Source organism: Melioribacter sulfuriphilus (assembly GCF_051488685.1).
In the GTDB taxonomy this organism is placed as follows: Bacteria; Bacteroidota; Ignavibacteria; order Ignavibacteriales; family Melioribacteraceae; genus Melioribacter.
In genome coordinates this window covers 1-9,517 of the sequence record NZ_JBPSEH010000015.1, presented here as the reverse complement: position 1 = coordinate 9,517, position 9,517 = coordinate 1, and the positions used below count along the sequence as shown (strand labels likewise).

Here is a 9,517-nt window from a genome sequence, read left to right as displayed (position 1 = left end):
TATACATGATTTATTTTTTCAATGAAAACGACAATACTTATAAATCTGTTCCTCTAATTGAATTTTTCAGATGTCTCTAAAACATAATGGAAATTCTTAATAAAATGCAGAACATCAATTTAATTCGATTAAATTGAGGGTCATACAAATTATAGAAGGCGTTATGAAATTATTTACCATTTTGTTGCCTTCATCAAAAAATAAGATGAACGAGAAGATCAAAAATATCTGGAACAAGTCGAAGCAATTATTTTAGATTCAATACCAATTACCTTATCGTGAATATCAATCCTTTAGTAGCCGAAGTAAATTAGAATTATGTGGTAACAACCGAATTTTCTGACAAATGAATAAATAGTTCTATTCTTTCAACGTAATTAAAACATCGCTTACACTTGATAAAATACAACGGTATTTTGTAAAGATAATTCAACTCACCGAATGAGTTGTTTCTGCTGATGTCGTTTGGTCTATATATTGACTCAATAAATAATTATTTTAGAACCCAAATAAAAAATAATTGTTATGCGAAGAACGGTTATTATATTTTTTATTTTTGTTGTAGTTTGCTCGGCGCAGGAACTGAAAATCGGCAGACTAAAATACAATGGCGGTAGCGACTGGTACAACGACCCCTCGGCAGAGGTCAATTTACTTAAGTACATCGGAGAAAAAACATATATAAAAACCAAACCTGTCTATGAATTTGTTGACCTTTCGAGCGGAAACATATTTGCTTACCCGATTCTTTTTATGACCGGTCACGGAAATATTGTTTTTTCCGAAAGCGATGCCCGCAAACTCAGAACCTATCTTACTAACGGCGGATTCCTTTACGTGGACGACGATTACGGACTCGACAGGTCATTAAGGCGCGAAATCAAAAAAGTTTTTCCGGATAAAGAGCTCGTCGAAATTCCATTTGACTACGGATTGTATCACTGCGTTTTCGATTTCAACGGACCTCCGAAAACACACGAACACGACAACAAACAGCCTCGTGGTTTCGGCATTTTTGTCGAAGGGAGACTCTGTCTCTACTACACATACGAATCGAATCCGAGTGACGGATGGGCGGATCCGGAAGTTCACAACGACCCGCCCGAAAAGAGGGAAGAAGCTTTAAAATTTGGCGTCAATATTATAACATGGGCTCTGATCAATTGAAATGAATGAAAAGATTAATCATATAAAAAGTAAACTAAGAAATTTCCTCCTTCGGGAAATTCTCGTCGAATTGTCTGAAAGGCTATGCGCCTACCTTTCGTCGGTTAATTTACTAATTATTCTTTATGTAGTTTCTGAAAACTTTTTCCATTTCTCGGTTCAAATCAGAACAATCCTTTTTTTTCTTTTTATTACGGCTTCTTTTTTATCATTCGGATTTTATTTTCTAATCCCTGCTATAAAAAAATTAATTTCATATTTAAATCCTGATTACGATTTACTTGCAAAAAAAACCGGCGATTACTTCCCTACAATAAAAGACCAGCTGGTAAATGCTCTCGAATTGGTCGAAGAAAATAATCCCGCTTATTCAGCACAATTGATTACAGCTGCTTTTGATAAGGTCTATGAAAAAGTTAAAGAACTTGACTTTACTTCCGTTGTCGATACCCGACAGCTCAAAAAGCATCTTTATCGTTTTGTAATTTTATTGGTTGCATCGCTCTTATTATTTTCAGCATTCGAAAGTCTGAGGACATCTTTTGTTCGTCTCATTAATTACACCTCAGAATACGCACAGCCTTTGAAATTTCAGTTTGTTGTCAAACCGGGAAATTATAACGCCGTAAAAGGCGAAGAAGTTAAGATAGCGATTAAAACGACCGGAGAAAGTCCTGAAAGAATTAATCTTTACATAAAGACCGACGTCGACGCTGAATTTACGGGATATCCTTTACTGCCCGATTCTTCCGGGGTTTTCAGTTACAGAATTAAATCAATTTTCCGTTCAACGGAGTATTATGCCTCGGCTGATGGAATAAAAAGCAGAATCTATAAAATCGAAGTTACTGACCCGCCTTTTATAACAAAACTCGATTTGACAATAATTCCGCCAGCATACACAAAACTTTCGACAGAATTTCGCAGCGACGATGGAAATATAACTGCATTGCCGGGTAGTCATGTAAAATTGAAAATTGTGTCCTCAAAACCTCTTTCTTATGCTGAATTAAAATTTTCTTCTGGAAAAAAAATAATTCTAAATCATCTTGGCAATATCGCCACCGGCAGCTTCTCAATATTGAATGACGACAGTTATCTCGTTAACATTAAAGACGAAGATGGGAATATCAACAAAGACCCAATTACATACTTTATTAAAACTATTGCAGACGAATCACCGTCGATTGAAATGATTTCGCCCAATGAAGACACAAAGCTGAATAATAATCCAATAGTGCCACTGATTGTCCGCATAAAAGACGATTACGGCTTTACGCGTCTACTGTTGAAATACCGACTTGTAGCTTCGAAGTACCGTTCTGCCGAAGAATCATTTAACGAAATAGCAATAAAAATAGGGAAGAACAAAGAAGAAGAAATTTACCACGCATGGGATCTATCGCCACTTGTGCTTGCTGAAGGTGAAAGTGTTTCTTACTATCTCGAAGTATTCGACAACGATGACGTCAACGGCCCGAAATCTGCTCGTACAAAAAGTTATCTTATTACAGTTCCTTCGCTCGACGAATTATTCAAAGATATAAACGAAACACAGTCTGAATCGATCGAAGAACTTGAAGAAACCTTGAAAGAAGCCGAAACACTCGGCAAGGAATTACAGCAAATAAGTGACGATTTGAAAAAGAATCAAAAGGAAATTTCGTGGCAGGAAAAGGAGAGGATTGAATCGGCCGCAGAACGTTACAAAAACCTGCTCGAAAAAGCAGAAAAAATCGCCGACAAAATTTCCGAAATGAAAAATGAAATGATGAAAGAAAATCTCCTTTCTGAAGAAACTCTCAAGAAATACGAAGAGCTACAAAAATTAATGGACGACTTGAACAGTGAAGAAATGAAAGAAGCTCTCCGTAAATTGCAGGAATCACTACAAAGTCTTATGAGGGATAAAACACAATTGTCCGCCGAAGATTTGAAACTTAATGAAGAGTATTTCAAGAAAAGTCTGGAACGCACAATTAATCTACTCAAGCGAATTCAGGTAGAACAAAAAATCGACGAATTAATTAAAAGGACGGAAAACCTTCTTGAAAAAATCGAAGATTTGAAGAATAAAACCACAGAAAGCAATTTGTCTGATTCAAAGCGGAGAGAAAATTTAGTCGAACGTCAGAACGAAATTTCACATGAACTCGAAAATCTAAAAAATACAATGGACGACCTGAATGAAAAAATGGAGGGTCTCAGCAATGTTCCGAAAGATAAACTTGAGAGCACGATTGAAGAATACAAAAAGCAGATGAATGAAAAAATCTCCGATGAAACTCTCGAAAAGCTTAAGAAAATGATGAAAGCCGAAGCTCTGAAAAATCAACAGCGGCTTTCTTCTAATATGGAATACATGCTCAAAGAATTCCGGAATCTGCAAAATTCGATGCAGCAGATGAATCAGGTAAAAACCTTTTTTGAAATGATGAAACTCCTCGACGATTTGTTGACACTCTCGAAAAATCAGGAAAAATTGAAAGATGAAACGGAAAAATTAAACTACTCGTCACCAGAATTCAGCAAGAATGCAAACAAACAAAATAATTTACAGAGCAGTTTGAATAAGATTCTTCAAAAGATGACACAAATGTCGCATGAAACTTTTGCCATTACACCAGAAATGGGAAAATCGATCGGGAAAGCATTTGCAGAGATGCAAAATTCCACATCGGCTTTGATGACGCATAATGCAAATAGAGCTGTTCAATCTCAAACAAACGCTATGACAAGTTTGAACGAAGCAGCATCGATGATTAAAACTGGAATGGATCAAATGATGAATGGCGGGCAGGGAGGCGGCATGATGAGTCTATTTCAACAATTGCAGCAACTATCTCAGCAACAAATGAATCTAAATCAATTGACACAGAAGTTGCAGCAGGGTGGACTTTCGCAGGAAATGCTATCGCAATTAAAACGTCTTGCCCAGGAACAGGAACTGGTAAGAAAATCACTGGAACAACTTAATCGCGAAGCTAAAGCTTCCGGGCAGTCGAAACGTCTGGCGTCGAATCTCGAAAAAATTTTAGAAGAGATGAAGGAAGTGGTAGCAGATATGGAAACCGAAAAATTGAACGATAATTTGATTCAAAAACAGGAGAGAATACTTTCTCGCCTACTCGATGCACAGCGTTCGATTAACGAGCGAGATTTTGAAAAAAACAGAACATCTCAATCTGGTAAGAATATCGAAACCGAGTCGCCCGCACCTTTGAGTCTTCCCGACGATGAAACGAGAAATCGCCTCAGAGACGAATTGCTGAAGGCCATAAGTGAAGGATACAAAAAGGATTACAGAGAATTAATAAAAAAATATTTTGAACTACTTGAAAAAGCCGGCTCAGTCAAATAGTTCTTAGCCTGATATCCGCCACATATAAATTGTTATCAACATCGACGGCAAGTGGATTTATATCGAATTCTGCCACAGCTAAATTTTCAATCATCATTATTGCACAATTTCTTATTAATTCAACGAGTGATTCAATTTTGATTCCGACTTCGCCGCGTGCGCCTTGAATTATTTTCCCGATTTTTGTTTCAGAAATCATTTCGTAAATATCGTCTCTGCTCGAATAGCAGGAACGAATTGAAGTGTCGCCCAATATTTCAACGTATTTTCCACCCGAGCCAAACATTATAATTGGACCGAAGGAACGATCTCGAAAGCCCCCAATCAAAAGTTCATGTTTTATTTTCAAATATCTTTGTACTAAGAATTCTTCTACTTCAAAACCATTCTCTTTGAAACTACTTTGAATTTGTTCAGCTTTTTCTAATAACTTTTGCTTGTTTTTAATATTCAAATGCACTGCATTAAATTCACTTTTATGAATTACACGAGCGTTCATACCTTTAATTACTGCAGGGAAAAATTCATCGCTCAGTTCTATAAGTTGTTCATATTTCAATATTTTACTTTCGACTACTGGCAGATTATATTTTTTTGCTATTTCGTTCAGCTCTCTTTGCGTAAGATACTTTCCTTCCGTTTTAATCAGGTTTGAACCTTTCCTGTTGATAAGTTCAAGATATTCGTTACGATTTTTCTTCAGCCTGGTGGATCTTTCTTTATAGAACCAGAGATTCGATAATATTTCAGGAACGTCTTCCGGATTTTTGAACACTGGCAGTTTACGTTGAGAATTCGTTTTATAATAATTCCAGAATTCAGGTAGCGGTATTGTTGTATGGATAACAGGTTTTGTTGAATTACTATTATTGAAATTGTTATAGATTGACTCGACAATTTCAAATGGTTTTACCATAACTGGTTCGACAAAAATCGTAATCACAGCGTCGACGTTTTCGTCTTCGAGTAATAAAGCCGTAACGTTTTTATAGGTTTCCTCGTCGCCAGAAGGGAGCAGGTCAATTGGATTTTCCGCGCTTCCTTCCGGATGAATTATCGATTTGATTTTTTCTTTTGTCGAGGCGTTCAAACTGGCAAGTACCAGACCTTTTTCTTCGAGTCTATCGACGCATAAAATTGCAGGTCCGCCGGCATTAGTTACAACGGCAATACGATTGCCTCTAGTTAGAGGAAAGTGTTCAAAGCCTTTTGCTGTATTTAACAATTCATTTAATGTTTTGACTCTGATGATTCCAAATTGCTTCAAGAGGGAGTTCACAATTTTGTCGCTACTGCTGAGAGCACCAGTATGAGAGGAAGCTGCTTTCATTCCACTTTGCGTTCGTCCCGCTTTCAAAACAATTACCGGTTTATCGACCTCACCCTTTATGAAAGGCAATAAAAAGTTTATGCCATTGTCGAAGCTTTCGAGATAGTAAGTTAAGGTATGTATGTTATCATCTTTTAACCAGAAACCGAGTAAATCATTTTCATTTACATCGGCTTTGTTTCCGATACTTATAAAATGTGCAAATCTGACGTCAGATTCGCGGAGTGTATTTAACACAGCGGCGCCGAGCGCTCCACTCTGCGAAAAGAATGCAATTGAACCGATATCCGGTTTTTCCGCAACAAATGTTGCGTTCAGTTCATGCCCCGGCAGCGTATTTATTACACCCATACAATTTGGACCGACGAGTCGACCACCATTTTTTTTAATTATTTCGGCAACCTGCTTTTCCAGTCTTTCACCTTCATTCCCAATTTCACGGAAGCCCGCTGTTATTAAAATTATCGCCTTGACATTTTTTTCCATAAGATCCTTAACCGAATCGACTACAATACTTTTAGGAATGGTTACAATTGCAAGATCAATTGATTCATTAATTTCCTTAACCGAAGCGTAACATCGATAGCTCAATATCTCATCGGCTTTAGGATTTACAGGAAAGACTTTCCCTTTATAGCCGTAGTCTCGAATGTTTTTTAGTATTTCGTAACCAATACTTTTGGGTTTTGAAGAGGCTCCCACAATACAAATTGATTCGGGATAAAAAAACTTCCTCAGTATTTCCACACATTCCTCTTTTTTTATATCTAAAATAAAAAAGTGGAGTCTTAAATAGAACCATAAAAGAAACACACGTATTTATGTAACTATTCTGTTTATAATAAACTCTGGCTTTGACAAAGTAAGAAATAAAAGGAGAATACGACTTAATGAATTTAGTGCCTTAATTAACCAGAATTATTATCATTCTCAAGTCAATCCAAAATTCTGAAAATTATTTTATTTTTGCGTTTAATTTATCGTTTAAGAAGTCAAATTAATTGGGGAATAAAAACATGAGCAAGAAAGTAGTAACCTTCGGTGAAATTATGCTTCGTTTATCGACGCCGGGATATACGCGATTTGTTCAGGCGCAAAATTTCGACGTTACATTCGGTGGCGGTGAAGCAAATGTGGCAGTATCATTATCTAATTATGGATTCGATTCTTATTTCGTTACAAAGTTACCAAAACACGAAATTGGTCAAAGTGCCGTAAATCATCTCCGTCGTTACGGTGTTAAAGATGATTATATTGTACGAGGCGGTGATCGTATCGGTATCTATTTTTTAGAAACAGGCGCAAGTCAGAGAGCATCTAAGGTAATTTATGACCGAGCAAATTCGGCTGTATCTTTAATGAAAAAAGGGGAAGTCGACTGGAAAAAAGTATTTGAAAATGCCAGCTGGTTTCACTGGACGGGTATAACTCCTGCACTTGGAAAAAATGCTCAGGATTTATTGAGTGAAGCATGCGAAACAGCCAAATCGATGGGTGTAACTGTCAGCTGCGATTTGAATTTCCGAGCTAAAATGTGGACAACTGCCGAAGCTCAGGCTGTTATGAAACCATTAATGAAATACGTCGATGTTTGCATTGCAAACGAAGAAGACGCCGAAAAAAGTCTCGGCCTGAAAGCGGAGAAAACTAATGTGGAAGCTGGCAAACTTGATGAAGAAGGATATTTCAACGTTGCAAAAAAATTAAAAGAAACTTATGGATTCAAAAGTGTTGCAATTACCCTGCGCGAAAGTTATTCAGCCTCCCGCAATGGATGGAGCGCATTACTGTTAGACGATAAAGATTGTAAAGAACCATACCGCTCTAAAAAATATGAAATCGATATTGTTGATCGCGTCGGAGGTGGCGATGCGTTTGCAAGTGGACTAATCTACGGTCTACTGACAAAAGAAAACACCAAAGATGCACTTGAATTTGCAGTTGCCGCTTCTTGTTTGAAACACACCATACCGGGCGATTTCAATCTGGTAAGTATTGACGAAGTGGAAAAACTAGTCAAAAGTGGTGGCTCGGGTAGAGTGGAAAGATAAACATCAATGCGGGGCATTTTGATATAACATCAGCCCCGCACTTTCTTTTAATTTATTTTCTCATTTTCAACTCATCAAATCACCGATCTATATTTGTCATAATTCTTCTGTAATTAACTATTTAATTTAAAGTGAAGAAGATGATAAATCTACAGCTCTTTCATCAAGGCTCAGAAAGACCATCATGGCAAACAACTACGCATTTATTTATCTTTGTTATGGTTATTGTTGTTGTCTATTGCTGTCAAGCTGTGCAATTCAATTAAATAATCACACTCTCAATAAAAGAAAGATAATAACATGAAAAAAAGAATATTAATACTTTGTACGGGCAATTCCTGCCGCAGTCAAATGGCCGAGGGTTTTCTAAAATCGTTTGACCCGGAACTGGAAGTTTTTTCTGCAGGCACAAATCCTTCATCCCGAGTTCATCCGAATGCAGTCAAAGTAATGAAAGAAGTCGGTATTGATATAACAGATAATTTTCCGAAAAATGTGAACGAGTTTATTAATCATTCTTTCGACTATGTTATAACTGTTTGCGACAATGCAAAAGAAACCTGCCCGGTCTTTTTGGGCGATGTTAAACATCAACTTCACATTGGATTCGAAGACCCCGCAGAAGCAACCGGAACGGAAGAAGAAATATTGAATACATTCCGAAGAATACGCGACGAAATTAAACGGGACTTTTATCAATTTTATTTAGAAGAAAAGCAAAAGGGAGAGTAAAATTCGCCCTGAATTGATAAAGTGCACCAAGATAGAGAATCTCGCTTAACAACTTGTGCATAAAAACAATATCCGTGCAAATATCCAAAAAGTTAGGTGACCAGTTGAGATTTTCAGATTACGATAGAATGATAGCCCATCTATTGAGAATAAAAATGTTTTTCAAGCATTAACCTATTCATTAACTCCGAACATAGACACTGGTTAAAAGATAAATTACAAAATTTAGATTTAGCAAAGGAAAAAACGAGTTTATAGAAAATGCAACTGCAGAACTTTTATTGTAGTTAGTAAAAATATTGATCTGCTGCTGCAAAGCTTAGCTATAACCGTCATTTATTCGCGCATGCTGCTTATGTATTCTTACGTTAATATGTAGGTGTTGATTGGATTCGTGAATGCAATGCTGGATGAAAAATTTGTTAGATTTGTTTTATATTTGATAGTAATAAATCCTTATAAAGAAGAAAGTCATGGAAAAGATTAAAATAGAATTCCAGTATTTTGAGCATTGTCCTAATCATAAAACAATGCGCCAGAATATCATTGAAGCAATTAAAGGTATTGAAGATAATATTGAATTTATTGAAATAAAAGTTGAAGATGAAGATACTGCAAGAAGAGTTTCTTTCAGAGGCTCTCCCACTGTTTTAATTAATGGAAAAGATTTAATTGGAATGCCTCCGCCCGACGACCCCAAATTGTCCTGCCGCTTCTATCCTGGTGGTATTCCTTCGTCTGAAAAGATAAGGAAGATGATTTTGGGTTAAATGTTGCTTCGATACGTTTTTCGCTTCGCTCAAAACTACTCAGCATAAATGCTTCTCTCCGATTTTTTCGTTTCATTCAAAACTACTCAGCATAAATGCTTCTCTC

At 36.7% G+C, this 9,517-nt stretch carries 6 protein-coding genes; 5 read left to right on the top strand and 1 reads right to left on the bottom strand.

All coding sequences use genetic code 11. The annotated features are described in order from the left end of the window. The first annotated feature begins 525 nt into the window (after positions 1-525). Complete coding sequence (locus ACSSV9_RS14455; RefSeq protein WP_437347969.1) at positions 526-1,167, top strand: DUF4159 domain-containing protein; 642 nt, start codon at positions 526-528, stop codon at positions 1,165-1,167. A gap of 1 nt (position 1,168) precedes the next feature. Next, a complete protein-coding gene (locus ACSSV9_RS14450) occupies positions 1,169-4,528 on the top strand; it encodes a DUF4175 family protein (RefSeq protein WP_437347968.1) in 3,360 nt (1,119 codons plus the stop codon). Here the strand turns inward: ACSSV9_RS14450 and ACSSV9_RS14445 are convergent. Next, positions 4,521-6,605 carry an acetate--CoA ligase family protein gene (locus ACSSV9_RS14445; RefSeq protein ID WP_437347967.1) on the bottom strand — a complete coding sequence of 695 codons (2,085 nt, stop codon included), beginning with the start codon at positions 6,603-6,605 and terminating at the stop codon, positions 4,521-4,523. The two genes, ACSSV9_RS14450 and ACSSV9_RS14445, sit on opposite strands and share 8 nt — an antisense overlap. A 269-nt stretch (positions 6,606-6,874) precedes the next feature. Here ACSSV9_RS14445 and ACSSV9_RS14440 point away from each other — a divergent pair, with 269 nt between their 5' ends. The 3 genes from ACSSV9_RS14440 (at position 6,875) to ACSSV9_RS14430 (ending at position 9,411) form a co-directional block, all read left to right on the top strand. After that, positions 6,875-7,909, top strand: a complete 1,035-nt coding sequence (locus ACSSV9_RS14440) for a PfkB family carbohydrate kinase (RefSeq protein ID WP_437347966.1) — start codon at positions 6,875-6,877, stop codon at positions 7,907-7,909. A 300-nt stretch (positions 7,910-8,209) separates the two neighbouring features. Further along, a complete protein-coding gene (locus ACSSV9_RS14435) occupies positions 8,210-8,641 on the top strand; it encodes an arsenate reductase ArsC (RefSeq protein WP_437347965.1) in 432 nt (143 codons plus the stop codon). 473 nt (positions 8,642-9,114) lie between these two features. Continuing rightward, positions 9,115-9,411, top strand: a complete 297-nt coding sequence (locus ACSSV9_RS14430) for a thioredoxin domain-containing protein (protein ID WP_437347964.1) — start codon at positions 9,115-9,117, stop codon at positions 9,409-9,411. Positions 9,412-9,517: the final 106 nt, after the last annotated feature.

Bases quoted from the DNA above. Each gene is read 5' to 3' on its own strand.
- ACSSV9_RS14430 (WP_437347964.1), top strand. From the start codon at position 9,115: ATGGAAAAGATTAAAATAGAATTCCAGTATTTTGAGCATTGTCCTAAT.
- ACSSV9_RS14450 (WP_437347968.1), top strand. From the start codon at position 1,169: ATGAATGAAAAGATTAATCATATAAAAAGTAAACTAAGAAATTTCCTC.
- ACSSV9_RS14435 (WP_437347965.1), top strand. From the start codon at position 8,210: ATGAAAAAAAGAATATTAATACTTTGTACGGGCAATTCCTGCCGCAGT.
- ACSSV9_RS14440 (WP_437347966.1), top strand. From the start codon at position 6,875: ATGAGCAAGAAAGTAGTAACCTTCGGTGAAATTATGCTTCGTTTATCG.
- ACSSV9_RS14455 (WP_437347969.1), top strand. From the start codon at position 526: ATGCGAAGAACGGTTATTATATTTTTTATTTTTGTTGTAGTTTGCTCG.